The organism is Massilia agri, assembly GCF_024753255.1.
GTDB lineage: Bacteria > Pseudomonadota > Gammaproteobacteria > Burkholderiales > Burkholderiaceae_D > Telluria > Telluria agri.
Genome location: NZ_JANUHA010000029.1, coordinates 1 through 22,150, shown reverse-complemented (window position 1 = coordinate 22,150; position 22,150 = coordinate 1). Strand labels below are relative to the sequence as shown.

Below are 22,150 nucleotides of genomic sequence, written 5' to 3'. Positions count from 1 at the left end.
CCTGCCCCATCCTCGCAGCCTCCCGCCAGCCTCCGCCAAAATCAATCCCACGCCCTTTTGCGGCGTTATAATGGCATGTTTTTTCTGAAACTCGTGCCCCTACGGCCCTTGCCGGCAGGCCTTCCTTCAGACTTATAAAAGATAGGTAGATAATAAGATGACCGAATTCACCCCTCTCCGCCATATTCCCCAAGCCAATGTGTTCCGCAAGGGCGACGTCTTCGTCCTGTTCGGCGAACTGTTCGGCCGTGGCTATGTGAATGGCCTGATCGACGAGGCGCGTGCTGCCGGCATGACCATCGTCGGCATCACCGTCGGCCGCCGCGACGAAACCGGCGCCCTGCGCGCCCTCACCGCCGAGGAACACGCGGAAGCAGAAGAGAAGCTGGGCGGCAAGATCATCAATGTGCCGCTGATGGCCGGTTTCGACATGGACGCCCCGGAAGGCGAGCAGAACCCGACCGAGCTGCTGGCTGACGTGAAGCTCAAGACCTGGCAGGACGACAAGCTGGACTGGGAAAAGATCGAGCGCTGCCGCGAAGCCGGCGTGCGCCGCTTCACCACCAGCGCCGCCCAGGCGATGGCTGAGATCGACAAGCTGATCCCGGAAGGCGCCAACGTCTTCTTTGCCCACACCATGGCCGGCGGCATCCCGAAGATCAAGGCCTTCCTGGCCATCGCCAACCGCATCTACAAGGGCCGCGGCGACCGCTTCGAATCCTCGCGCGCCCTGCTCGACAGCGACCTGGGCAAGCTGATCCTGATGAACTTCGACGAAGTCACCGCCAATACGCTGAAGTACCTGATCGATGCGTCCGCCCCGATCCGCGAGCGCGTGACCAAGGCCGGCGGCGAAGTACGCTACACCGCCTACGGCTACCATGGCACCGAGATCCTGATCGGCGGTAAGTACGTCTGGCAGACCTACACCAACTACACCCAGGGCTACGCCAAGATGCGCCTGGAGTCGATCGCCGAAGCGGCCTGGAAGCAAGGCATCTACGCGACCGTCTTCAACTGCCCGGAAATCCGCACCAATTCCTCCGACATTTTTGTTGGCGTCGAGCTGTCGCTCTTCCCCCTGCTTACCGCACTGAAGAAGGAAGGCGGCGGCGCCTGGGCCGATCAGCAATGGCAGATCTGCCAGGACCTGCTGGGCGAAGGCGTGTCCCTGCAATCGCTGCTCGACAAGATCGAACAGTACAATAACGACGCCACCAGCGCCCAGTTCCGCAACTTCGAAGCCTGGCCGATGGACAACACGCCGGAACTGGCCGACGTCATGATCGGCACCTCGGAAGAGATGACCGCCATGCACAAGGACCGCAAGGCCCTGATCACCGACCACCTGTCGAGCCTGGTGCTGGAAGGCGCCGGCCCCCTGATGTTCCATGGCGCATCGGAAAAGATTTCGCCGGTGCTGTGGCTCAGCCACGACATCATCGCGCGCCAGCTGAACGAACTGCACAAGTAAGCTTGACGCAGCCGCCCCGCTGCAGAAGAATCTGCCGGGGCTTCCCAACTCTTTCTTACTTAGAATTTTCATGATCTTCAAGAAACAACACTCGCTGTACGAATCCGAGCACACCAAGTTCATCAAGGAACTGAAGGCCAAGACGCCGGGCATGGAAGAGCGCCAGGTCGAAGGCCGCTCCCTGCTGTGGGACAAGGCGCCGCTGTCGCTGGACGAGCAGGAGCGCATCAAGCAGTCGCGCCTGCGCCAGCAGGCTTATCCGTACCAGACCAAGGTCTGATTTCCCAGGGACGCGCCCCATGCTGCCAGAGCAGGCCGCACCCGAGGTGCCGGCCGGTCCCCAGCAGGACGGGGCGTCTCCCCCACTCGATGATGCCGCCCTGAATGCGGCTGCCGAGGCAGCCGAGGGGGCGATCGCACGCCTGTACGGCGAGCCGCTGACGCGCCTGCCGAACGACCTGTACATCCCGCCGGATGCGCTCGAGGTCTTCCTCGACGCCTTCGAAGGTCCGCTCGACCTCCTCCTCTACCTGATCCGCAAGCAGAACTTCAACATCCTCGACATCCCGATGGCGCAGGTGACCCTGCAATACCTGGAATACGTCGAGCAGATCCGCCAGCGCAACCTGGAGCTGGCCGCAGAGTACCTGCTCATGGCGGCGATGCTGATCGAGATCAAGTCACGCATGCTGCTCCCCAAAAGGCAGGACGACCTGGTCGAGGACGTCGGCGACCCGCGCGCCGAGCTGGTGCGCCGCCTGCTGGAGTACGAACAGATCAAGGTGGCGGCGCTGGAGATCGGCGCCCTGCCCCAGGAAGGACGCGACTTCGTTCGCCCGCAATTGTTCGTGGAACAGGGCCTGGCGCCCGTCTTCCCCGACGTCGATCCCTGGGACCTGCAGCGCGCCTGGCTGGACGTGATGCGGCGGGCCAAACTGACCCAGCACCACCGCATCTCGCGCCAGGAGCTGTCGGTGCGCGAGCACATGTCCGCCATCCTGCGCACCCTGCAGTCGCAGCGCTTCGTCGAGTTTTCCGAATTGTTTGCGGGCCAGCACACGGTTCCGATTGTGGTTGTACACTTTGTCGCCATGCTCGAACTGGCAAAGGAAACACTGATCGAGATCACGCAGGCCGAACCTTTCGCGCCGATCTACGTGCGCCTGGCCTATTCCCCGGCTTGAGAAGCCGGTTACTTTAACCCTTTCGATTACCCATGAAAATTATTTCCTCCATCGACGAACTGCGCGACCAGCTGCGCGGGCAACTGCGCACCGCCTTCGTGCCGACGATGGGCAATCTGCACGAAGGCCATCTCTCCCTGATGCGCCTGGCGCGCAGGCACGGCGACCCGGTGGTCGCCTCCATTTTCGTGAACCGCCTGCAGTTCGGCCCGAACGAGGATTTCGACAAATACCCGCGCACTTTCCAGGCCGACGTCGAGAAACTGGAAAAGGAAGGCGTCTACGTACTGTTCGCCCCGACCGAGAAGGACATGTACCCGGAGCCGCAGGAATACCGCGTGCGCCCGCCGGACGGCCTCGGCAATACGCTGGAAGGCGAATTCCGCCCCGGCTTCTTCGATGGCGTGTGCACGGTCGTGACCAAGCTGTTCTCCTGCGTGCAGCCGCGCGTGGCCGTGTTCGGCAAGAAGGACTACCAGCAGCTCATGATCGTCCGTAACATGGCGCGCCAGTTCGCCCTGCCGACCGAGATCATCGGCGCCGAAACCTTCCGCGCGGAAGACGGCCTGGCCCTGTCCTCGCGCAACGGCTACCTGTCGAGCGAAGAGCGGCTTGAAGCCCCGGTGCTGTTCCAGCAACTCAATGCCGTGGCCGACACGCTGCGCGGCGGCGAGCGCAATGTGGCGGCGGTCGAAGCCCAGGCCATGGCCCACCTGGCCGGCCGCGGCTGGAAGCCGGACTATGTCTCGGTACGCAAGCGCATCGATCTGCAGGCGCCGGGCGCTGCCGACCTCGAGGCCGGCGCACCCCTCGTCGTGCTGGCTGCCGCCAAGCTCGGCAACACCCGCCTGATCGACAATCTGGAAATCTGAGGCGATAACAAAACAATATTTATGCTTGCGAAATTGCAACTTTAGAGTGTCTGGGCTTATACTTGTCGCGCTTTCATGCCTTCATCCAGACAAGCGCACAAACCCTGAGGAACCCTTGCCGTGAACGCAACTGCCGCTCCCTCCATCCGCAAAGGTCCGCCCAAGCCGTCCGATGCCCTCAGCCGCATCGGTGGCAATGCCCAGCCCCACGAGATGCGCGACCCCTTCGACATCGGCGAGGCCCTGACGGCCCTCGCGGAGTCGGGGGAGCCGGTCACGGTCTTCCCCGCCGGCTGGATCGAGCCGCTGCTGGCGCGCATCGAATCGGTCGACCCGGAACTGCCGCATTTCGTCATCGATTTCACCGGCAGCGAACGTCCGCCCGGCGGCAAGGCGATCCTGGTTGCCTCGTTGGGCGGCAACGCCAAGCTGCAATTCGAGCTCGATCAGTCCTGGACGCCGCTGCCGGCCAATCCCATGCACGTGGCGGCGGAGTTTCCCGAAGCCTGCCTGGTGCTGAACCGTCGCGCCGCGCGCCGCGTGGAAACGCCGGTCGGCGTGAACTACACCGCCAGCTTCCGGGTGCAGGGCCGGCAGTACAACCTGCCCCTGTACGACTTCTCCCAGGGTGGCGTCGGCCTGCGCGCCACGCCCGACGAGTGTTTCGGCCTGCACGTGGGCAAGAAGCTCGAAGGCGTGCGGCTGGAGCTGGGCCCCAACCTGATCCTCACCGCCGACCTCGAGGTGCGCCTGATGCGCCCCTTCCGCACCTTCCTGCTGGGCGAGCAGGTGCAGATCGGTTGCAGCTTCGCGGCGATTTCGATGCAGATGCAGCAGACGCTGGAGCGCTTCGTCACCAGCGGGGCGGTGGAGCGGCGCGCGCAGGCGCGCTGAAGGACAGGCTCCAATGCAAATCGGCCCCAATGGGGCCGATTGTTTTTTGGAGGAGCGGTTCAGGCCGCGACGCTCTGCGCCCAGGCCAGCGCCGACAGGTGCGCCTTGTTCACATCGTGCGGACTGATGTCGAGCGAGGCCGCCAGCGAAGCCACCAGGTTGGAGTTCAGCTCGCAGGCTTCGGCCAACGCAAGATAAGGCCCGTAGATCCCTTCGCGTCCCAGCAGCGCCTTGACCACCTCTTCCGGCAGCGGCACCGTCTCCAGCACCTCCTTCATCGGCAGGCCCAGCAGGCGGTCCAGCAGCGAGAACATGCCGGCCACGAACAGGTTTTCCGCCTCGCCGCGCAGCGACGTCAAGCCCAGCAGCTCGGCCAGGCGGCCGCGCACGACGGCGGTTTCCATCAGCACCGGCGAATAGCCGCTGGTGCTGGCGGTGGCCAGCAGCAGCACCAGCCAGCGGTACAGGGGCGCATAGCCCATCAGGGCGATCGCCTGGCGCAGCGACTCCACCCGGCGCGCGGCCCCGAATCCTGCCGAGTTGATATAGCTCAGCAGCTTGTAGGTCAGCGCCGGATCGCGTTTCAGGACGTTCTCGAGCTTCGGCACGTCGTCGTTGTTCTGCACCATCTGCATCAGCTGCAGGATGGTGCTCTGGGTCGGGTTCATGCCCTTGACCGGGTTGCCCGGACGCGGGGTCAGGTGCAGCTTGCCGACGAAGGCATCCAGGCCGAGGGCGGCGCAGGCGTCGAAATCGGCCCAGGTCGCCACCGGGCGGCCCACCATGCGCACCGCCGCGTGCTTGGCGGCCGCATAGGTGCGCGCCTGGGCAGCCACGTCGACGCCGGCGAACTGCACCTCGACATAGGAGGCATAGGGCGACAGGTTGCGGCCCAGCAGGTTGATGTCGGCGCCGCGGATCGATACCCCCACCCCGCCCACGCGCACGGCCTGGACGGCGGCGCGCACGTCCGGATCGGTCAGCTTGCGGATATTCAGGGTGAGGACGGTGCGTTCCGGCGGCAGGCAGTGCAATGCGTCGGTGGACAGCATTTCCGGCACCGCGTCGAGGAACAGGAGCTTGTCGCGCAGCAGCCAGCCATGCTCTTCATGGCAGACGTGCTCGGCAACAAAAGCCACCAGGTCTTCCAGCTCCTGGTCGCTGGGGGTCTTGCCGTCGTGGTGCTGCCACGACAGCTCGTAGCCGATGACCCGCTGCTTCGGATCGAGCAGCGGTTCACGAACGATAAAGTTGGTTTGGTGCATGTGGGCGCGTGTGTGAAACCTGATGCAGAGAAAGCGGCACTGCGGCGCGGCCCGGCGCGGATCAGAAGCCGAGGCTGTCCAGCAGGTCGTCGACCTGTCCCTGGTCGGCCACGACTTCGCTCTTGCCTTCCGGGTTGATCTGCGGACCGTTGAGCAGGCCGTTGTCGATCTCGCGCTTGATCTCGCTCGGCGCGAAGTCGATCAGCACCTGCACCAGCTGCTTCTCGAGGTTCTGGGCAATGCCCGTGATGCGGCCGATCACCTGGCCGGTCAGGTCCTGGAAGTCCTGGGCCATCATGATGTCCATCAGCTGGCCGCGGGTGGCGGCCGCGCCGGCGCGCGATTCATTCAGGCCGGCGATGGTGCGCTGCGCCAGCGCACGCCAGTCCGCGTCCGAGGCGCCATTATCCAGCAGCGCCTGCCAGGAGCCGGCCAGCTCCGCCGAGCGGGTCTCGATCGCGTCCTGCACGGGACCGGCGGCGTCGGTAGCGTCCAGCACCTTCTTGGCCGCCTGTTCCGACAGGCGCGCGACGTAGTCGAGGCGGTCGCGCGCATCCGGGATGTCGCTGGCTGCCTTCTCGATCAGCTTGTCGAGGCCGAGTCCGCGCAGGCTTTCGTGCAGCGCGCGGGTCATGTGCCCGATCCGGCTCAGGACCTCCTCATGGGAGCCCTGCGCCTGCTCGGCGGTCTGCTCCAGCATCTCAGGCTCCGGCTTTGTCGAGTTTTTCGAAGATCTTGTTCAGCTTCTCGTCCAGCGTGGCGGCCGTGAAAGGCTTCACCACGTAGCCGCTGGCGCCGGCCTGTGCGGCGGCGATGATGTTTTCCTTCTTCGCTTCGGCGGTCACCATCAGCACCGGCAGCTTGGCCAGTGCGGGATCGGCACGGATGTTCTGCAGCATGGTCAGGCCGTCCATATTCGGCATGTTCCAGTCGGACACCACGAAATCGAATTGCTCGCTGCGCAGCTTGGCAAGCGCCATCACGCCGTCTTCGGCTTCGTCGACATTGGCATAACCCAGTTCTTTCAACAGATTCCGGACGATGCGTCGCATCGTCGAGAAATCGTCAACAACCAGAAAACGCATCTTTGGATCAGCCATGAATTACTCCGTTTTGAATCTTGTACTTTGGGTTATTGGATGAAGACTGCATAACAGCCTCCAGAATAGCATTTTTGTTGCCGTACGGCGATAAAACAGCATCAATACGACGGTATTCGGATCAAACGCGCAACGCTCGGCTGCCTTGGGCAGCCAGATGCTCGAGCACCATGCGCGGAAGCGCCTGCAAAGGCCCTACATCGTGGGCCGCGCCGAGGGCGATCGCCTCGCGCGGCATGCCGAATACGACGCAGCTCGCCTCGTCCTGGGCGAAATTGTGCGCGCCCGCGTTACGCATGTCCAGCATGCCCACCGCGCCGTCCTTGCCCATGCCGGTCAGGATAACACCAACCGCGTTCTTGCCCGCCGCTTCGGCCGCGCTGCGGAACAGCACGTCCACCGAAGGACGGTGGCGGTTGACCGGCGGGCTCTGCTCGATCCTGGTCATGTAGTTGGCGCCGGAACGCGTCAGGAGCAGGTGCGAATGCCCCGGAGCAATATACGCATGGCCCGGCAGCACCCGCTCATTGCCCTGCGACTCGACCACGCTGATCTTGCACAGGGAATCGAGGCGCTTGGCGAAAGAGCTGGTGAAGCCCTCCGGCATGTGCTGGGCGATCAGGATGCCCGGGCAATCCGAGGGCATCTGCATCAGGAATTCGCGGATCGCCTCGGTGCCGCCCGTCGACGCCCCGATGATGATCAGCTTTTCCGAGGAGATCAATGGGCTGCGCAGTGCCGACAGTTGCGGCGCGGGCACGCTGCCCGGCACCGCGCGCTTGATGCGGGCGCGCGAGGCGGCGCGGATCTTGTCTGCGATGAGTTCCGTGTATTCGCGCATGCCGGTCTGGATCGAGATCTTCGGCTTGGTGACGAAGTCCACCGCGCCCAGTTCCAGCGCGCGCATGGTGATTTCGGAGCCGCGCTCGGTCAACGAAGACACCATCAGCACCGGCATCGGGCGCAGGCGCATCAGCTTCTCCAGGAAGTCGAGGCCGTCCATCTTCGGCATCTCGACGTCCAGGGTCAGCACGTCGGGATTGTGCTTCTTGATCAGTTCGCGCGCGACGAGGGGGTCGGGGGCGGTGGCCACCACTTCCATGTCGGGCTGGGAGTTGACGATTTCGCTCATCACGCTGCGGATCAGCGCAGAGTCGTCGACGATCAGTACCTTGATTGTCATGAGTCGCCCCTTTCAGGTCTTTTTTATTGGGCAGGCAAGCCTTAGAACAGATCGATGTCGCCGCCGACCGGTTCGACCTTGAGTCGTTTGGCGTAATCGAGTTCGCGCTTTGCCAGCGTATCGTTTTGGGTTTGCATCAGCTTCTTCACCAGCACCTTGCCGGTCTTCGGGAAGAAGTACACCTTGCGCGGGTAGATGTCGTTCAGGTCCGAGGCCAGCACCGGGATGCGCTCGGTCTTGAGAAAACTGGTGACGAAAGCCGCATTGCGCTCGCCCACGTTCATGGCCGTGAAACCGCGCAGCACCGCGCCGCCGCCGAACACCTTGGCTTCCAGGTTCTCGCGCCGCGCGCCCGCCTTGAGCAGGTCGTTGATCAGGATCTCCATCGCGAAGCTCCCGTAGCGCATCGAGGCCGACACCGGGCTGCCGCCGTCGCCGCCGCCGTCGGGCAGCATGAAGTGGTTCATGCCGCCCATGCCCGTGATGCGGTCGCGGATGCAGGCCGAGACGCAGGAGCCGAGCACGGTCACGATCAGCATGTTCTTGCCGGTGTAGTAGTACTCGCCAGGCAGGATCTTCGCCGCGTCGCAGTCGAAGGTGCGGTCGTAATAGACGTTGGTGGCAAACTGGTTGTTCATGGTTCTCGCCGCTATCCGCGGCCCACCTTGTCGAGCTCGTAGACGGTCTTGCCGCGCAGGCGCAACGAGTCGGACACGTAGAGGAAGTTTTCGGAGTGCCCGGCGAACAGCAGGGCGTGCGGCTTCATCAGGGGCACGAAGCGCGACAGGATCTTGCGCTGCGTGTTCTTGTCGAAGTAGATCATCACGTTGCGGCAGAAGATCGCATCGAAAGCCCCGGACACCGGCCAGTCATCGGCCAGCAGGTTGAGCTGGCGGAATTCCACGAGCTTGCGCAGCTCCGGACGCACGCGCGCCATGCCCTCGTTGGCGCCCTTTCCCTTCAGGAAGAAGCGCTTGAGGCGCTCGGCCCCCACCTTGTCGACCCGCTCCATCGGATACACGCCGTTGGAAGCGGTGGCCAGGACATTGGTGTCGATGTCGGTCGCGATCACCTGCACCGGCGGGGTGAGCGTGTTGAAGGCCTCGCAGGCGGTCATCGCGATCGAGTAGGGTTCCTCACCGGTGGAGGCGGCCGAGCACCAGATCGTGATCGGGCCGCCCTCGCGGCGGCGCAAGGCCCCCAGGTGGTCGGCCAGCAGCGGGAAGTGGTGGGCTTCGCGGAAGAAGGAGGTCAGGTTGGTGGTCAGCGCATTGGTGAAGGCTTCCCACTCCGCGCCCATGCGGCCCGCTTCCAGGTCGTCGAGGTAGCGCGCGAAGGACTGGATGCCGGTCGCGCGCAGGCGGCGCGCGAGGCGGCTGTAGACCATCTCCTGCTTGCTCTCGGCCAGCGAGATGCCGGCGCGCTGGTAGATCAGCGCGCGGACCCGTTCGAAATCACTGCGCGTGAAGTCGAATTCCTTGACCGTATCGGTTTTCTGCTGCGGCACTTGCTTGCCTCTTCGTTGCTATCTGATTCTGTTCTGCTTGTGCCGTTGTAGGGTGGTCGGCTCTGCCGACCGCGCGTTCAGCTACATCATGCCGTGTCACGGCGCATCCGGAAGTTGGACGCGCGGCCGGCGAAGCCGACCACCCTACGTACCTTATGCTGCCAGCTTGTCCATCAGGCCCATCTCGCTCGACGACATCAGCTTGTCGATGTCGACCAGGATCAGCATGCGCTCGTCCACCGTGCCCAGGCCGATCATGTAGTTCGAGTCGAAGGCGGTGCCCATTTCCGGGGCCGGCTTGATCTGGTCCGGGGTGAGCGTGGTCACGTCCGACACGCTGTCCACCACCATGCCCATGATGCGGCCGCCGATGTTCAGGATGATCACGACGGTGAACTGATCGTACACCGGGGTGCCGAGCTTGAACTTGATGCGCATGTCCACCACCGGGATGATGATGCCACGCAGGTTGATCACGCCCTTGATGAATTCGGGCGCGTTGGCGATGCGGGTCACGGCTTCGTAGCCGCGGATTTCCTGCACCTTGAGGATGTCGATGCCGTATTCCTCGGAGCCCAGGGTGAAGGCCAGGAATTCGCTGCCGGCGCCTTCGACGGTGCTCTCGACCGGCTTGTTGTTCTGTACAGTAGACATGGTGAGTCCTCTTGGTTTTGGGGTTGCTAAGTCTTTATGAAACGATGGCGTCGTCGAGCAGCTGGCGCGAGGAGCGCACCAGCGCGGCCACGTCCAGGATCAGGGCGACGCCGCCGTCGCCCAGGATGGTGGCGCCCGAGATGCCGGCCACCTTGCGGTAATTGGCTTCGAGGTTCTTCACCACCACCTGCTGCTGGCCCACCAGCTCGTCGACGAAGAGCGCGGCCTTCCTGCCCTCGGTCTCGAGGATCACCACGATGCCTTCGCTCGGCTCGGTGATGCGCGGCTCGATGTCGAACATCTGGTAGAGCGGAATCAGGGGCAGGTATTCGCCGCGCACCTTCAGCACGCGTCCGCGGCCGGCGATGTCGCGGATGTCCTCGCGTGCCGGCTGCAGCGACTCGACGACAAACGACAGCGGCAGGATGTAGATCTCTTCGCCACTCCTGATCGACATGCCGTCCAGGATGGCGAGCGTGAGCGGCAGCGAGATCGAGATCGTGGTGCCGAAGCCGCGCGCCGAACGGATGTCGACCGTGCCGCCCATCGAGGCGATATTGCGCTTCACGACGTCCATGCCGACGCCGCGGCCCGACACGTCGGTCACCTGCTCGGCGGTGGAAAAGCCCGGCGCGAAGATCAGCTGCCAGACTTCCTCGTCCGTCATGTTCTCGCTGACCGCCAGGCCATTTTCCGATGCCTTGGCCAGGATGCGCTCGCGGTTCAGGCCGCCGCCGTCGTCCGACACTTCGATGACGATGTTGCCGCCCTGGTGGCCGGCCGACAGGAACAGGCGCCCCGCTTCCGACTTGCCGGCGGCGACGCGCGCGGCCGGCATCTCGATGCCGTGGTCGATCGAGTTGCGCACCAGGTGGGTCAGCGGGTCGACGATGCGTTCGATCAGGCCCTTGTCCAGTTCCGTGGCGGCGCCGTTGGTGATGAAGTCGACCTTCTTGCCCAGCTTGCCGGCCAGGTCGCGCACCATGCGCGGGAAGCGCGAGAACACGAAGTCCATCGGCATCATGCGGATCGACATGACCGCTTCCTGCAGCTCGCGGGTGTTGCGGCCCAGCTGGCTGATGGAGTTCAGCAGGCGCTCGTGCCCCATCGGGTCGAGGGTGCTGGAGCGCTGCTCGAGCATCGCATTGGTGATCACCAGCTCGCCGATCAGGTTGATCAGCTGGTCGACCTTCTCGACCGAGACGCGGATCGAGGAGGATTCGGCGTGCGGGTCCTTCTTCGCCGCCTTTTTCTCGGCAGCCTGTTCGGCCGCGACCTCGCTCGCCTCGATCGGGTCCGGGCGCTGCTGGGCTGCCGGCTGCGGGGCCTCATTGGTAATGCCCGCGAGGGCGCGGATCTGCTCGATCGGCTGGAAGAAGCCGTAGCCGCGCTCGTCGTCCGAGACGTCCTCGCTGGCGGCGGCGCCGGCTTCCTCGTCCATGTCGAAGAAACCCCAGCCCTGCTCGTCCTCGATGCGCTTGCGCTCGGCGGCCTCGATGGCGCGCTGCTCGGGCGTGAGCGCCGGGGCCTCGAAGATCTTCAGGTCTTCGGGGTTGAGCACGAAGGAGCAGATCGCGATGATGTCTTCCAGGCTCTCGTGCGTGGTGATGATGATTGCGCTGCGCCCGCCGTCGAGCGGCGTCACCTTCACGCGGCCCATCAGGCCGAGTTCATCGACCAGGGCGCTGATGTCGCGCTGCTCGACGTGCGGCAGCTCGATCTTGTAGCGGTGCGCTCCCTCGGTGGGGTGTTGGCTCTTGGCCTCCGCCGTCAGGTAGGACGGCGCCACCACCGGCGCCTGCGGCACCAGGCCTTCGGCCAGGTCGTGCAGCACCATGCGCACGTTGGCGACCGCTTCCTGGTCGACGGAGGCGCCGTGGCGGTGGCCGTCGAGCTGCATCTTGAGGCTGTCCTTGGCCGCGAGGAAGGCGTCCACGTGGTTCGAGGTCAGCGCCATCTCGCCCTTGCGGATGCGGTCCAGCAGCGACTCGAGCACGTGCGTGACTTCGCTCATGTCGGTCAGGCCGAAGGTCGATGCCCCACCCTTGACGGAGTGGGCGGTGCGGAAGATCGCGTTCAGGTCTTCCGGATCGGGCATTGCCACGTCGACGCCCAGCAGCAGCCGCTCCATTTCGGCGAGCAGTTCCTCTGCTTCGTCGAAAAAGACCTGGTAAAACTGGCTGATGTCGATCGTCATGATGTGTACCGGTAATTAGCTTGTCCCGGACGCGCCGAAAAACCGTCGCGAGCGGAAGCAGTCGCGGTCGAGAAGCGCAGCCGTACGGAAGTACGGTGAGCATCGCAGGCCGCGAATGCGACGCGCAGTAGGTTTTTCGGTGCGTCCATCAGCCGATGACTTTTTTCACGACCTCGATGAGGCGCTGCGGATCGAAAGGCTTGACCAGCCAGCCGTTGGCGCCGGCGGCGCGGCCCTTGGACTTCATCTCGTCGGACGATTCGGTGGTCAGCATCAGGATCGGGGTCTTGGCGTAGTTCGGCAGCGTGCGCAGGGTCTTGATCAGGGCCAGGCCGTCCATGCGCGGCATGTTCTGGTCGGTGAGAACCAGGTCCACGCTCTGCTGCTTCGCCTTGTCCAGGCCATCCTGGCCGTCGACCGCCTCCACCACGTTGTAGCCAGCCGCCTTCAGGCTGAAGGCGACCATCTGGCGCAGCGAACTGGAATCGTCGACCGCGAGAATCGTTTTTGCCATGTTTTGCTCCTGCTGTTTTAAGTCCGGACTGTGCCGGTTGAATGTTAAGTGGCTAAATAGTGCGTCATGATGCGGGGGGCAAGCTCAGAAAAGCTCGATGTCCCCGCTTTCCAGATGATGCTGGTCGACCGATTTGCGCAGCATGCTGCGCAGCTCCAGCGACTGGATCGCCAGGGCCATGCTGACCTTGCCCAGGCGTTCCACGATTTCCTCGCTGTCGGTTTCGGGCGCGATTTCCGCGCCATGTTCGGAAAGCGTCCCCAGGAATTCGCGCAGGCCGGCCACGCGCCTGAGCGTGCGGTCGATCAGCTGGCTGGTCATGTCCTGGAACTGCATGCTGGTGATGGCCGTGTTCACGTGCTGGCCGATCTCGCCCGACATGTCCGACAGGCGCGCGCTGTCCTCGGCGCTCGGCTTCTCGCCGGCCAGCAGGCGGTCGATCGCTTCCTGGCGCGCGCCCACCGCGCTGTGGATCGCCATGAAGCTGCTGGTCAGCTTGTCGATCGCCTCCTCCAGCAGCAGCTCGGTCTGCAGCAGGTCGGTCTCGACCTCGGTCAGGTGGCGGCGGCCGTGGATGGCGACGCCCGACAGCAGGCGCTTCACGTGCGATCCAAGTATCTTTTTTCTTTTCATTCGAGTCTCCAGGACCAGACGTCAGCGACCGCCGGCGGCGGCGACTGTCGCCTCCGCCGCGGCTTGCGGTTGCTGTGCCGGCACGTCGAGGGCGGCGGCGTCGCGCTGGACCGCTTCCTCGGTGCGCTTGTTCATCACGATGATGCTGATGCGCCGGTTGATCGGGTTGAACGGGTCCGTGCGGTCCAGGTTGACCGCCGAGGCCAGGCCCACGACGCGCAGCACCTTGTCGTCGGGGAGGCCGCCCTTCACCAGCTCGCGGCGCGAGGCGTTGGCGCGGTCCGCCGAGAGCTCCCAGTTGCTGTAGCCGGCTTCGCTGAAATACGGGGTGGCGTCGGTGTGGCCCGACAGGCCGATCTTGTTCGGCACTTCGCCCAGCACCATGCCGATCACGTTCAGGATTTCTTTCGTATAGGGCTGCAGCTCGGCCTTGGCCAGCGCGAACATCGGGCGGTTCTGCTCGTCCACGATCTGGATGCGCAAGCCTTCGCTGGTGATGTCGAGCAGCAGCTGGTTCTTGTACTTCTTGAGCAGCGGGTTGACCTCGATGATCGATTCGATCTTCGCTTTCAGGGACTGCAGGCGCTCGGCTTCCGCGCGCGCCACCTGGGCCTTGGCCGCTTCCAGGTTGTAGGTCTTCGAGGTCGGGTCGATGTCGCCCTTCTTGACCTGGCCGTTGCGGCGCGTGAGGTCGGTGCCGCCGCCCTTGATCACGGACGAGGCGTCGCCGGCGCCGGAGCCGCCCGACATCGCGACCTTCAGCGGGGTCTTGAAGTATTCGGAGATGCCTTCGAGGTCGCCCTTGGCGGTCGAACCGAGCAGCCACATGAGCAGGAAGAAGGCCATCATCGCGGTCACGAAGTCGGCGTACGCGATCTTCCAGGCGCCGCCGTGGTGGCCGCCGGCGACCTTCTTGATGCGCTTGACGACGATGGGACGCATATTGTCGTCAGCCATGGTCCCCTCCTCGTGTCAGGCCCTGCGGTTGAATGGAAAGCATCACGGCTTACTTCTTCTTCTTGATGTGCTCTTCGAGTTCGGCGAAGGTGGGGCGCTCGGTCGAGTACAGCACCTTGCGGCCGAATTCGACTGCCAGCGCCGGCGCGTAGCCGTTCAGGCTCGCCAGCAGGGTGACCTTCACGCACTGGAACATCTTGGTCGATTCTTCCAGCTTCTGTTCGAGCACGCTCGCCAGCGGAGTGACGAATGCGTAGGCCAGGAGAATACCCAGGAAGGTGCCGACCAGCGCCTTCGCGATCAGGATGCCGAGTTCCGCCGGCGGCAGGCCCACCGATTCCATGGTGTGGACCACGCCCATCACCGCCGCCACGATACCGAAGGCCGGCAGGCCGTCGCCCAGCTTGGAGATGCAGTGCGCAGGGATCGCCCCCTCGTGATGGTGGGTCTCGATCTCGTTGTCCATCAGGTTCTCGATCTGCATCGCGTCCATATTCCCCGAGACCATCAGGCGCAGGTAGTCGGTCATGAATTCGATGATGTGGTGGTCGGCCAGCACGGCCGGGTATTTCGAGAACAGCGGCGAGGCTTCCGGATTCTCGATGTCGCCCTCGATCGACATCAGGCCCTCCTTGCGGACCTTGGAGAGCACGTCGAACTGCAGGGCCATCAGCTCCATGTACATGTCGCGCGTGTAGTGCGAACCCTTGAACACGGTCGGCAGCGCCTTCATGGTCGCCTTGACCGACTTCATGGTGTTACCGACGAAGAAAGCGCCGACGGCCGCGCCGCCGATCATCAGGAGTTCGATCGGCTGCCACAGGGATGCCATGTGGCCGCCGGCCAGGGCGAAGCCGCCGAACACGCAGGCGCAGACGACGATGTAACCAATAATGACTAACAAGGGAATACCGCTCCAGAAAGGCCGGGAATGGTTCGTCCGGCTGGCTCAAACAAAACGATTCGAAAAAAGTGATTTCGGGCAAAGTTGACGCAGGGAACCACTCTAGCGGGAGAACCGTTAACGGGCAAGTAAAAAGCCCCGGTTTGTCGCCTAAAAGTGCCAGATATGGAGGGCTGGACCGCCCTTTGTGGGGTACACGGTACGGTTCGGTAAACGATCGTCAATGACGAATTCGTAACTGACTAGCAGTGTCCCGGGCCGCATCTCGCGCGAGGCCTTGCGCCACAGCGCGCCCATCGCGGCCGGGGACAGGTAGGCGAAGACCAGCTCGTAGTCGGCAAAGTTCAGCCTGTCGTAGTCGCCGCGGATGAAGCGCGCCGTGCTCCCTGCGATGCGCGCGCGCAGGCTGCTGATGAACCAGGGCAGCGGCGCCAGCTCAATGCCGCTGGCCTCGATGCCGGGCCGGCGGCGCGCCATGTCGAGCGTGAAGCCGCCCAGGCCGCTGCCGATGTCGATCACCCTCGCCCGCCCCTCCGGCGGCAGGAGGCTGGCTACCGCATCCCAGACCCGGCGGTTCGAGGGGTAGTACGGCACCTGGGTGCGGTAGGTCGACCAGTAGAGGAGCAGCAGGAAGAGGAACAGGGCCAGGTAGGCGCCCGGCGGGACGTCCAGCTGGGCGGAGGCGTACAGGGCAAGTGGAAACAGCAGCTGGATGAGGCGCCACCAGCTGGCCAGGCCGCGCCACCAGGTGAGGCCGGCGGCAATCACGCCCTGGATCAGGGCGACGCCTGAATAGGACATGGGCACGCCGGCGCGGGCCAGCAGCCAGGTCGCGGCAAGGGTCAGGGGGATGGCGGCGGCCTGCAGCAGCAGCGCCGCGACGGCGGGTTTCAAACCGGCCCGCTCACTCACCCTGGTTGGCCGCCGCCTCCTTGGCCTTGCGGGTCTTGCCCGCGCGCGAAGGCATGTGGCACAGGCCGCACAGGTAGTCGGCGTTCAGGTCCAGGGAATTCACGATGAACTTGCCCTGGCATTTCTGACAGGGCGCCAGCACCAGCATGCCGCTCTGGAAGAAGCGCACCAGGGTCCAGGCGCGCGTCAGGGACAGCAGCGGCTCTTCGCCCGGCTCGGGCGGCATCTGTTCGAGGTAGAGCTTGTAGGCCTTCATCACCGCCTGGATGCCGGTGGCGCCGGCGTGTTCGACCAGGAAGTTGTGGATGTTGATGAAGAGCGAGGAGTGGATGTTCGGCTGCCAGGTCAGGAACCAGTCGGTCGAGAACGGCAGCATGCCCTTGGGCGGAGAGACGCCCTTGAGCTCCTTGTACAGCTTGAGCAGGCGCTCGCGGGACAGCGACACTTCGGTCTCGAGCAGCTGGAGGCGCGCCCCCAGGTTGATCAGTTCGATCGCAAGCTGGATTTCCTGGGCTTCCGAAACGACGCTTTTCTTGCTCATGTGCTGCTCCCGCTAGGTATTACTGATGCAGCCCCGGCGGGACCGCTGAAGCGGATTTTATACGATCTCTTCAACAGGCTGGCCGGCCATCAGGATGGCGGCGTGCGACTGGGCCAGGCTGCGCTCCTTGGTGTGGCTGGTCAGCATCGACAGGATGGCGGTGTCGTCGAAGCGGAAACGGGCCAGCATCATGTTGCCGCCTGCCAGCTTCAGGATCTGGGCATTGCTCATGCCTTCGATCAGGTCGGCGATGTCGGCCGAGATACCGAGACGGAAGATCGCGGTGACTTTATCGGCGCGGATCATCTGCTGGGCCAGCATCAGGTAGCTCAGGTTCGCGTCGCGGATTTCAGCCATCATGTCGTTCATCGTCATTTTTCTCTCCGTATCCGTGTTGAAGCAGGGAATGTGTGTTGCCGTTGAGATAGATTCTCGCCGTGGGGCAACTTTTGCGGAATTGGACGAAGTCTGTATTTTTCGTCCGCGAATGACGGACATGACCCGTAGGAGTTTGTCTGACAAACCCTTCTGGATCACTCTGGCGCCCCTATGAAAAGGGGCTTGGGGAGGTGCCGGAAAACCAGCCAAATTGTGGACGCCCGACGCTGCTTCTGTCGTGCGCTTGATACGGTTTACGTCAAGCTTTAGGAGAACTTTAGGGTTTTCGCAAAATATTTTTCAATCTTTTGCTGCCCTCTCTCCTCCTGTAACGGCACACTCGGAGAGAACTTGAGGGTTTTCGAAAAATATTTTTCAAGACCCTTTACCACGCTTCTGAACTGGGTAACGGCAGGACTTTTGGGAACTTTAGGGTTCTTGAGAAAAATTTTTAAAATATTTTTCACCATCCCTGAAGTTATCGGCAAGTCAACAAAACAGGCGGCCCGTCCCGGAACTTGCTACACTGCGAAGCTGACAAAAAAGCTTCAAGCCTCAATTATCAAGGGAAGTCCATGAGCACCAGCATCACCCGCGCCGACTGCGTCGCGCGCGACCAGCAGGATCCCCTGCGCTCCCTGCGCGAGCGTTTCGACCTGCCCGAGGGCGTGATCTACCTCGACGGCAACTCGCTCGGCGCCCGCCCCAAGGCGGCGCTGGCCCGCGCCCAGGACGTGGTCAGCCGCGAATGGGGCACCGATCTGATCAAGAGCTGGAACACGGCCGGCTGGTTCGAACTGCCCAAGCGCCTGGGCGACCGCCTTGCCCCCTTGATCGGCGCCCGGGCCGGCGAAGTCGTCGTCACCGACACCACCTCGCTCAACCTGTTCAAGGCGCTGGCCGCCGCCCTTCAGATCCAGTCCACGGGGCCGAACGCCGCCCGCCGCACCATCGTCACCGAGCGCAGCAACTTCCCGACCGATATCTATATGGCGGAAGGCCTGACCCAGTGGCTGCGGCAGGGCTATTCGGTGCGCCTGGTCGATTCCGTGGACGAGATCCCCGCCGCGGTGGATGCCGACTGCGCGGTGTTGATGCTCACCCACGTGAATTACCGCACCGGCTACCAGCACGACATGGCGCAGCTGACCCGCCATGCCCATGCGAACGGCGCGCTGGCGGTCTGGGACCTGGCCCACTCGGCCGGCGCGGTGCCGGTCGACCTGCACGGGGCAAATGCCGACTTCGCGGTCGGCTGCACCTATAAATACCTGAACGGCGGACCCGGCGCCCCGGCCTTCATCTGGGTGCCGCAGCGGCACCAGGCCGCCTTTGCCCACCCGCTCACGGGCTGGTGGAGCCATGCCGCGCCCTTCGCCATGTCTCACGGCTTCACGGCCGTGGACGGCATCGGCCGCGCCCTGTGCGGCACCCAGCCGGTGCTGTCGCTGGCCCTGGTCGAGTGCGGCCTGGAAGTCTTCGAAGCGACCACGATGGCCGCGATCCGCGCAAAGTCGCTGGCCCTGACCGACCTGTTCATCGCGCTGGTCGAATCGACCTGCGCGCAGCACCCGCTCGGCCTCGTGACCCCGCGCGAGCACGCCCGCCGCGGCAGCCAGGCCAGCTTCACCCATCCGCATGGCTACGCCGTGATGGCGGCCCTGATCGCCCGCGGCGTGATCGGCGACTACCGCGAGCCGGAGATCATGCGCTTCGGCTTCACTCCCCTGTATACGAGCTATGCCGACGTGTGGGACGCGGTGGCGATCCTGAAGGACATCCTCGACCGCGAGTCCTACGACACCCGGCTCGAACGCAGCGCCGTGACCTGAGGAGAGAGACGATGAACGACAAAGCCGGCAAGGCCGAGTGGCACGGCGCCAAGCTCGATTTCAAGGAGTCGATGAGCTACGGCGACTACCTGGGGCTCGACCAGATTCTCACGGCCCAGCATCCGCTCTCGCCGAATCACAACGAGATGCTCTTCATCATCCAGCACCAGACCAGCGAGCTCTGGATCAAGCTGATGCTGCACGAGCTGCAGGCGGTGCGCCGCCACATCCGCGAAGACAACCTGCCGCCGGCCTTCAAGATGCTGGCGCGCGTGGCCCGCATCATGGACCAGCTGGTGCATGCGTGGGACGTGCTGGCGACCATGACGCCGCCCGAATACACGGCGATCCGCCCCTACCTCGGCGCCTCCTCGGGCTTCCAGAGCTTCCAGTACCGCGAGCTCGAGTTCATCCTCGGGAACAAGAACCCGAACCTGCTGAAAGTGCACGAGAAGTCGCCGGAACACCACGCCATCCTCGAGCGCGAGCTGCACGCGCCGTCCGTCTACGACGAGGCCGTGATGCTGCTGGCGCGCAGCGGCTTCCCCGTAGCCCCCGAGCGCCTGCAGGCCGACTGGACGCAGCCGACCAGATGCGACGAGAGCGTGAAGGCGGCCTGGCTGGGCGTCTACAAGGATACCGAGCACCACTGGGCCCTGTACGAACTGGCCGAGAAGCTGGTCGACCTGGAAACCGCCTTCCGCTTCTGGCGCTTCCGCCACGTGAGCACGGTGGAGCGCATCATCGGCTTCAAGCAGGGAACCGGAGGGACGTCGGGTGCCAGCTACCTGCGCAAGATGCTGGACGTGGTGTTGTTCCCGGAGCTGTTCGCGCTGCGCACCGAGCTCTGAGCCGGGCGGTTCCGGGCAAGCGCGCTGTATCAATGCTCATGTATCATCGCGCCATTGTCCAGCTCTCGACCCGCATGTCCTCCCCGCCACCCGCGCTCACGCCAGCGTTTTCGCTCTACCTCGACCTCGTCCGCGTGCTGAGCGCGGCGGCCGTGGTGGCCGCGCATTTCGCCTATACCGGCGCGGTGGCCCCTGGCGCCTGGGGCGTGGCCGGCGAGATGGGGCGCGAGGCCGTGATCGTGTTCTTCGTGCTGTCCGGCTTCGTGATCGCCGCCAGCACGGCGCAGCGCCGCCCGGACGGCCGCTCCTACGCGCTGTCCAGGCTCGCGCGCCTGTATTCGGTGGCGCTGCCGGTCCTGCTGCTGGCCTTCGCCGCCGGCGCCGTCTTCCGCCTCCTCGACGTCCCCGTCCCCACCGCCGGCTACACCCTCGACAAGCCGCAGCTCTACATCCCCTTCCACCTGCTTTTCCTGGGCCAGAGCTGGGCGCTGACCGAAGCGCCGCCCTTCATGATTCCTACTGGTCGCTGTGCTACGAAGCCTGGTACTACCTGCTGTTCGGACTGGCCTGCTACCTGCGCGGCAAGCGCCGCATGCTCCTCATCGCCGCGGCGCTGGCCCTCATGGGCTACAAGATGTGGCTGCTGCTGCCGGTCTGGCTGGCCGGCGCCTGGCTGTATCAGGCAGGCGGCCGGCCCCCGTTTCCGCCTGCCCTGGCCCGCCTCGGCTGGGCCGCCAGCCTGCTGGCCTTCGGCCTCTACGTCGGCCTGGGCCTCGAAGCGCCGCTGCGCGCCGCGGGCAGCGCGGCCTGGCCCTTCGCCGCACTCCCGCTGGGCAGCGCCGACCGCTTCCTGGCCGACTACCTGGTGTGCGCCATCGTGCTCGCCAACGTCGCCTGCGCCCGCGATGCGCGCTTCGGCAGCCTGCTGCGCCTTGACAGACCGATCCGCCTGCTGGCCTCCCACACCTTCACCCTCTACCTCTCGCACATGCTGGTGATCCGCTGCTGGCTCGCTTTCGTACCGCACCGGCGCGACTCCGGCGCCGACCTCTTCGCCCTGCTGCTTGCCATCCTCGCGGCCACCATCCTGCTGGGCGGCGTGACCGAGCGCCGCCTGCCGGCCTGGCGCGCCCTGTTCGCCCGGCTGCCGGGCCTGCGTCCACGCAGCCAGGCCGCCGTGACAGGCCGCGAAACCCTGGGCGCCTGAAGGCCACAGCGCTTTCACGTACAATCGTCGTTGATCTTTTTCCAACGGCGGAGGCGTGATGAAGTGCGACGTACTGATCCTGGCAGGCCTGTGGAACTCCGGCCCCGACCATTGGCAAAGCCACTGGCAGGGGCGCTACCCGAAGTGGACCAAGGCCGAGCACCGCGACTGGAACTGCCCCGAGCGCGACGAATGGGTGGCCGAACTGGATGCCGCCATCGCCGCATGCAAGGGCGCGCCGATCCTGGTCGCGCACAGCCTGGGCTGCATGCTGGTGGCGCATTGGGCCGCCAGCGGCTCGCCCTTGAGAGTCGCCGGCGCCTTCCTGGTGGCGCCCAGCGACGTCGAGGCGCCCAGCTACCCGGTGCCGGTGAACGGCTTCGCCCCGATCCCGCTCGCGCCCCTGCCCTTCCCCAGCCTGGTCGTCGCCAGCACGGACGACCCCTATGTCTCGAACGAGCGCGCCGAAGCCTTCGCCTCCGGCTGGGGCAGCCGCCTGGTGAAGATCGGCGACGCGGGCCACATCAACGGCGAATCCGGGCACGGCCCCTGGCCCGAGGGCGAGCGGCTGCTGGAGGAATTCTGCGACGCGATCGGTCATGAGCAGCGCTGATGAAAACCCGCGACGGCAGCTGCCATTGCGGCAGCGTTCAGTTCGAGGTCGACATCGACCTCGCCGCGGGCACCATCAAGTGTAATTGCACGATTTGCAGCAAGATGCGCTTCTGGGCGGCGCAGGTGCCATCGAGCCGCTTCCGCCTGCGCGGCGGCGCGGACAGCCTGCGCGAATACCGCTACCACACGCGGCGCGACGCGCATTACTTTTGCGGAAACTGCGGGGTGAATGTGTTCTCGACCGGAGAGTCGGCGGCGCTGGGCGCGTTTTACGCGGTGGCGGTGGTGTGCCTGGATGATGTGCCGCCGGAGGAGCTGCTGGCCGCGCCGGTGCGGTATCTCGACGGGCGGAACGACAACTGGGTCACGCCGCCGGCAGAGACCGGGCATTTGTAGGGTGGGCGGGTCTTCCCGCCCACGCGTTCAAACCGAGTGTGCCTCGACGCGACACATGTTTGAACGCGCGGTCGGCGAAG

26 protein-coding genes and 1 pseudogene are annotated in these 22,150 nt (G+C 64.7%); 12 read left to right on the top strand and 15 right to left on the bottom strand.

Annotation, left to right across the window (positions count from 1 at the left end; genetic code table 11):
• Nucleotides 1–157: 157 nt before the first annotated feature.
• From NX780_RS24140 to NX780_RS24120, 5 genes are all read left to right on the top strand, one after another.
• A complete protein-coding gene (locus tag NX780_RS24140; protein WP_258830439.1) occupies nt 158–1,474 on the top strand; it encodes an enoyl ACP reductase FabMG family protein in 1,317 nt (438 codons plus the stop codon).
• A gap of 70 nt (nt 1,475–1,544) precedes the next feature.
• Nucleotides 1,545–1,754 (top strand): DUF3460 family protein, encoded by a 210-nt coding sequence (locus NX780_RS24135; RefSeq protein ID WP_258830438.1) that lies wholly within the window; start codon nt 1,545–1,547, stop codon nt 1,752–1,754.
• A gap of 19 nt (nt 1,755–1,773) precedes the next feature.
• Nucleotides 1,774–2,658 carry a segregation and condensation protein A gene (locus NX780_RS24130; protein WP_258830437.1) on the top strand — a complete coding sequence of 295 codons (885 nt, stop codon included), beginning with the start codon at nt 1,774–1,776 and terminating at the stop codon, nt 2,656–2,658.
• A 32-nt stretch (nt 2,659–2,690) separates the two neighbouring features.
• Nucleotides 2,691–3,530 carry a pantoate--beta-alanine ligase gene (panC, locus tag NX780_RS24125; protein ID WP_258830436.1) on the top strand — a complete coding sequence of 280 codons (840 nt, stop codon included), beginning with the start codon at nt 2,691–2,693 and terminating at the stop codon, nt 3,528–3,530.
• A 120-nt stretch (nt 3,531–3,650) separates the two neighbouring features.
• Nucleotides 3,651–4,424, top strand: a complete 774-nt coding sequence (locus tag NX780_RS24120; RefSeq protein WP_258830435.1) for a flagellar brake protein — start codon at nt 3,651–3,653, stop codon at nt 4,422–4,424.
• Nucleotides 4,425–4,483: 59 nt separating this feature from the next.
• Here the strand turns inward: NX780_RS24120 and NX780_RS24115 are convergent, their stop codons facing one another.
• The 15 genes from NX780_RS24115 to flhD all read right to left on the bottom strand — a co-directional run bounded on the left by NX780_RS24115 (nt 4,484) and on the right by flhD (nt 17,166).
• Entirely contained in the window at nt 4,484–5,689 is a 1,206-nt protein-coding gene (locus NX780_RS24115; RefSeq protein WP_258830434.1) for an EAL and HDOD domain-containing protein, read from the bottom strand.
• A gap of 61 nt (nt 5,690–5,750) precedes the next feature.
• Complete coding sequence (gene cheZ / locus NX780_RS24110) at nt 5,751–6,389, bottom strand: protein phosphatase CheZ (RefSeq protein ID WP_258830433.1); 639 nt, start codon at nt 6,387–6,389, stop codon at nt 5,751–5,753.
• Between the two features lies 1 nt (nt 6,390).
• Nucleotides 6,391–6,789 (bottom strand): chemotaxis response regulator CheY, encoded by a 399-nt coding sequence (gene cheY, locus NX780_RS24105; protein ID WP_211525801.1) that lies wholly within the window; start codon nt 6,787–6,789, stop codon nt 6,391–6,393.
• Between the two features lie 121 nt (nt 6,790–6,910).
• Nucleotides 6,911–7,972, bottom strand: a complete 1,062-nt coding sequence (locus tag NX780_RS24100; RefSeq protein WP_258830432.1) for a protein-glutamate methylesterase/protein-glutamine glutaminase — start codon at nt 7,970–7,972, stop codon at nt 6,911–6,913.
• 41 nt (nt 7,973–8,013) lie between these two features.
• The gene (cheD, locus tag NX780_RS24095; protein WP_258830431.1) at nt 8,014–8,610 is read right to left on the bottom strand and encodes a chemoreceptor glutamine deamidase CheD; all 597 of its coding nucleotides are present in this window, start codon (nt 8,608–8,610) and stop codon (nt 8,014–8,016) included.
• A gap of 11 nt (nt 8,611–8,621) precedes the next feature.
• Nucleotides 8,622–9,479, bottom strand: a complete 858-nt coding sequence (locus NX780_RS24090) for a CheR family methyltransferase (protein ID WP_258830430.1) — start codon at nt 9,477–9,479, stop codon at nt 8,622–8,624.
• A gap of 153 nt (nt 9,480–9,632) precedes the next feature.
• Nucleotides 9,633–10,133, bottom strand: coding sequence for a chemotaxis protein CheW (locus NX780_RS24085; protein ID WP_258830429.1), 501 nt, complete (start codon nt 10,131–10,133; stop codon nt 9,633–9,635).
• A gap of 34 nt (nt 10,134–10,167) precedes the next feature.
• Nucleotides 10,168–12,330 carry a chemotaxis protein CheA gene (gene cheA, locus NX780_RS24080; RefSeq protein ID WP_258830428.1) on the bottom strand — a complete coding sequence of 721 codons (2,163 nt, stop codon included), beginning with the start codon at nt 12,328–12,330 and terminating at the stop codon, nt 10,168–10,170.
• Between the two features lie 148 nt (nt 12,331–12,478).
• Nucleotides 12,479–12,844, bottom strand: coding sequence for a response regulator (locus tag NX780_RS24075; RefSeq protein WP_258830427.1), 366 nt, complete (start codon nt 12,842–12,844; stop codon nt 12,479–12,481).
• Between the two features lie 84 nt (nt 12,845–12,928).
• Nucleotides 12,929–13,477 (bottom strand): chemotaxis protein, encoded by a 549-nt coding sequence (locus tag NX780_RS24070; RefSeq protein ID WP_258830426.1) that lies wholly within the window; start codon nt 13,475–13,477, stop codon nt 12,929–12,931.
• 21 nt (nt 13,478–13,498) lie between these two features.
• Complete coding sequence (gene motB / locus NX780_RS24065; protein WP_258830425.1) at nt 13,499–14,434, bottom strand: flagellar motor protein MotB; 936 nt, start codon at nt 14,432–14,434, stop codon at nt 13,499–13,501.
• Between the two features lie 49 nt (nt 14,435–14,483).
• Nucleotides 14,484–15,338 (bottom strand): flagellar motor stator protein MotA, encoded by an 855-nt coding sequence (gene motA / locus NX780_RS24060; RefSeq protein ID WP_258830424.1) that lies wholly within the window; start codon nt 15,336–15,338, stop codon nt 14,484–14,486.
• A gap of 150 nt (nt 15,339–15,488) precedes the next feature.
• Nucleotides 15,489–16,232: a class I SAM-dependent methyltransferase gene (locus NX780_RS24055; protein ID WP_258830423.1), complete on the bottom strand. Its 744-nt coding sequence runs from the start codon at nt 16,230–16,232 to the stop codon at nt 15,489–15,491.
• A gap of 10 nt (nt 16,233–16,242) precedes the next feature.
• A complete protein-coding gene (gene flhC, locus NX780_RS24050; RefSeq protein ID WP_258830422.1) occupies nt 16,243–16,791 on the bottom strand; it encodes a flagellar transcriptional regulator FlhC in 549 nt (182 codons plus the stop codon).
• Nucleotides 16,792–16,848: 57 nt separating this feature from the next.
• Nucleotides 16,849–17,166: a flagellar transcriptional regulator FlhD gene (flhD, locus tag NX780_RS24045; protein WP_258830421.1), complete on the bottom strand. Its 318-nt coding sequence runs from the start codon at nt 17,164–17,166 to the stop codon at nt 16,849–16,851.
• Between the two features lie 354 nt (nt 17,167–17,520).
• On the opposite strand from flhD, the gene NX780_RS24040 reads away from it, so the two are divergent.
• The 7 genes and pseudogenes from NX780_RS24040 to NX780_RS24015 all read left to right on the top strand — a co-directional run bounded on the left by NX780_RS24040 (nt 17,521) and on the right by NX780_RS24015 (nt 22,070).
• Complete coding sequence (locus NX780_RS24040; RefSeq protein WP_258830420.1) at nt 17,521–17,748, top strand: hypothetical protein; 228 nt, start codon at nt 17,521–17,523, stop codon at nt 17,746–17,748.
• Nucleotides 17,745–19,001, top strand: a complete 1,257-nt coding sequence (gene kynU / locus NX780_RS24035; RefSeq protein ID WP_258830419.1) for a kynureninase — start codon at nt 17,745–17,747, stop codon at nt 18,999–19,001. The genes NX780_RS24040 and kynU overlap by 4 nt, the downstream gene beginning before the upstream one ends.
• Before the next feature lie 11 nt (nt 19,002–19,012).
• Nucleotides 19,013–19,852 carry a tryptophan 2,3-dioxygenase gene (kynA, locus tag NX780_RS24030; RefSeq protein ID WP_258830418.1) on the top strand — a complete coding sequence of 280 codons (840 nt, stop codon included), beginning with the start codon at nt 19,013–19,015 and terminating at the stop codon, nt 19,850–19,852.
• Between the two features lie 32 nt (nt 19,853–19,884).
• Nucleotides 19,885–20,331: pseudogene (locus NX780_RS25360) on the top strand (acyltransferase family protein); the annotation flags it as partial.
• Between the two features lie 113 nt (nt 20,332–20,444).
• On the top strand, nt 20,445–21,059 hold the full coding sequence (locus NX780_RS24025) for a hypothetical protein (protein ID WP_258830417.1): 615 nt from the start codon (nt 20,445–20,447) through the stop codon (nt 21,057–21,059).
• 58 nt (nt 21,060–21,117) lie between these two features.
• Nucleotides 21,118–21,672, top strand: coding sequence for an RBBP9/YdeN family alpha/beta hydrolase (locus NX780_RS24020; RefSeq protein ID WP_258830416.1), 555 nt, complete (start codon nt 21,118–21,120; stop codon nt 21,670–21,672).
• Nucleotides 21,672–22,070 (top strand): GFA family protein, encoded by a 399-nt coding sequence (locus NX780_RS24015; protein WP_258830415.1) that lies wholly within the window; start codon nt 21,672–21,674, stop codon nt 22,068–22,070. Before NX780_RS24020 ends, NX780_RS24015 begins: the two co-directional genes overlap by 1 nt.
• The last annotated feature ends 80 nt before the right edge of the window (nt 22,071–22,150 follow it).

Bases quoted from the DNA above. Each gene is read 5' to 3' on its own strand.
- NX780_RS24140 (WP_258830439.1), top strand. From the start codon at position 158: ATGACCGAATTCACCCCTCTCCGCCATATTCCCCAAGCCAATGTGTTC.
- NX780_RS24135 (WP_258830438.1), top strand. From the start codon at position 1,545: ATGATCTTCAAGAAACAACACTCGCTGTACGAATCCGAGCACACCAAG.
- NX780_RS24130 (WP_258830437.1), top strand. From the start codon at position 1,774: ATGCTGCCAGAGCAGGCCGCACCCGAGGTGCCGGCCGGTCCCCAGCAG.
- panC (WP_258830436.1), top strand. From the start codon at position 2,691: ATGAAAATTATTTCCTCCATCGACGAACTGCGCGACCAGCTGCGCGGG.
- NX780_RS24115 (WP_258830434.1), bottom strand. From the start codon at position 5,689: ATGCACCAAACCAACTTTATCGTTCGTGAACCGCTGCTCGATCCGAAG.
- cheZ (WP_258830433.1), bottom strand. From the start codon at position 6,389: ATGCTGGAGCAGACCGCCGAGCAGGCGCAGGGCTCCCATGAGGAGGTC.
- cheY (WP_211525801.1), bottom strand. From the start codon at position 6,789: ATGGCTGATCCAAAGATGCGTTTTCTGGTTGTTGACGATTTCTCGACG.
- NX780_RS24100 (WP_258830432.1), bottom strand. From the start codon at position 7,972: ATGACAATCAAGGTACTGATCGTCGACGACTCTGCGCTGATCCGCAGC.
- cheD (WP_258830431.1), bottom strand. From the start codon at position 8,610: ATGAACAACCAGTTTGCCACCAACGTCTATTACGACCGCACCTTCGAC.
- NX780_RS24085 (WP_258830429.1), bottom strand. From the start codon at position 10,133: ATGTCTACTGTACAGAACAACAAGCCGGTCGAGAGCACCGTCGAAGGC.
- cheA (WP_258830428.1), bottom strand. From the start codon at position 12,330: ATGACGATCGACATCAGCCAGTTTTACCAGGTCTTTTTCGACGAAGCA.
- NX780_RS24075 (WP_258830427.1), bottom strand. From the start codon at position 12,844: ATGGCAAAAACGATTCTCGCGGTCGACGATTCCAGTTCGCTGCGCCAG.
- NX780_RS24070 (WP_258830426.1), bottom strand. From the start codon at position 13,477: ATGAAAAGAAAAAAGATACTTGGATCGCACGTGAAGCGCCTGCTGTCG.
- motB (WP_258830425.1), bottom strand. From the start codon at position 14,434: ATGGCTGACGACAATATGCGTCCCATCGTCGTCAAGCGCATCAAGAAG.
- flhC (WP_258830422.1), bottom strand. From the start codon at position 16,791: ATGAGCAAGAAAAGCGTCGTTTCGGAAGCCCAGGAAATCCAGCTTGCG.
- flhD (WP_258830421.1), bottom strand. From the start codon at position 17,166: ATGACGATGAACGACATGATGGCTGAAATCCGCGACGCGAACCTGAGC.
- kynU (WP_258830419.1), top strand. From the start codon at position 17,745: ATGAGCACCAGCATCACCCGCGCCGACTGCGTCGCGCGCGACCAGCAG.
- kynA (WP_258830418.1), top strand. From the start codon at position 19,013: ATGAACGACAAAGCCGGCAAGGCCGAGTGGCACGGCGCCAAGCTCGAT.
- NX780_RS24025 (WP_258830417.1), top strand. From the start codon at position 20,445: ATGCTCCTCATCGCCGCGGCGCTGGCCCTCATGGGCTACAAGATGTGG.
- NX780_RS24020 (WP_258830416.1), top strand. From the start codon at position 21,118: ATGAAGTGCGACGTACTGATCCTGGCAGGCCTGTGGAACTCCGGCCCC.
- NX780_RS24015 (WP_258830415.1), top strand. From the start codon at position 21,672: ATGAAAACCCGCGACGGCAGCTGCCATTGCGGCAGCGTTCAGTTCGAG.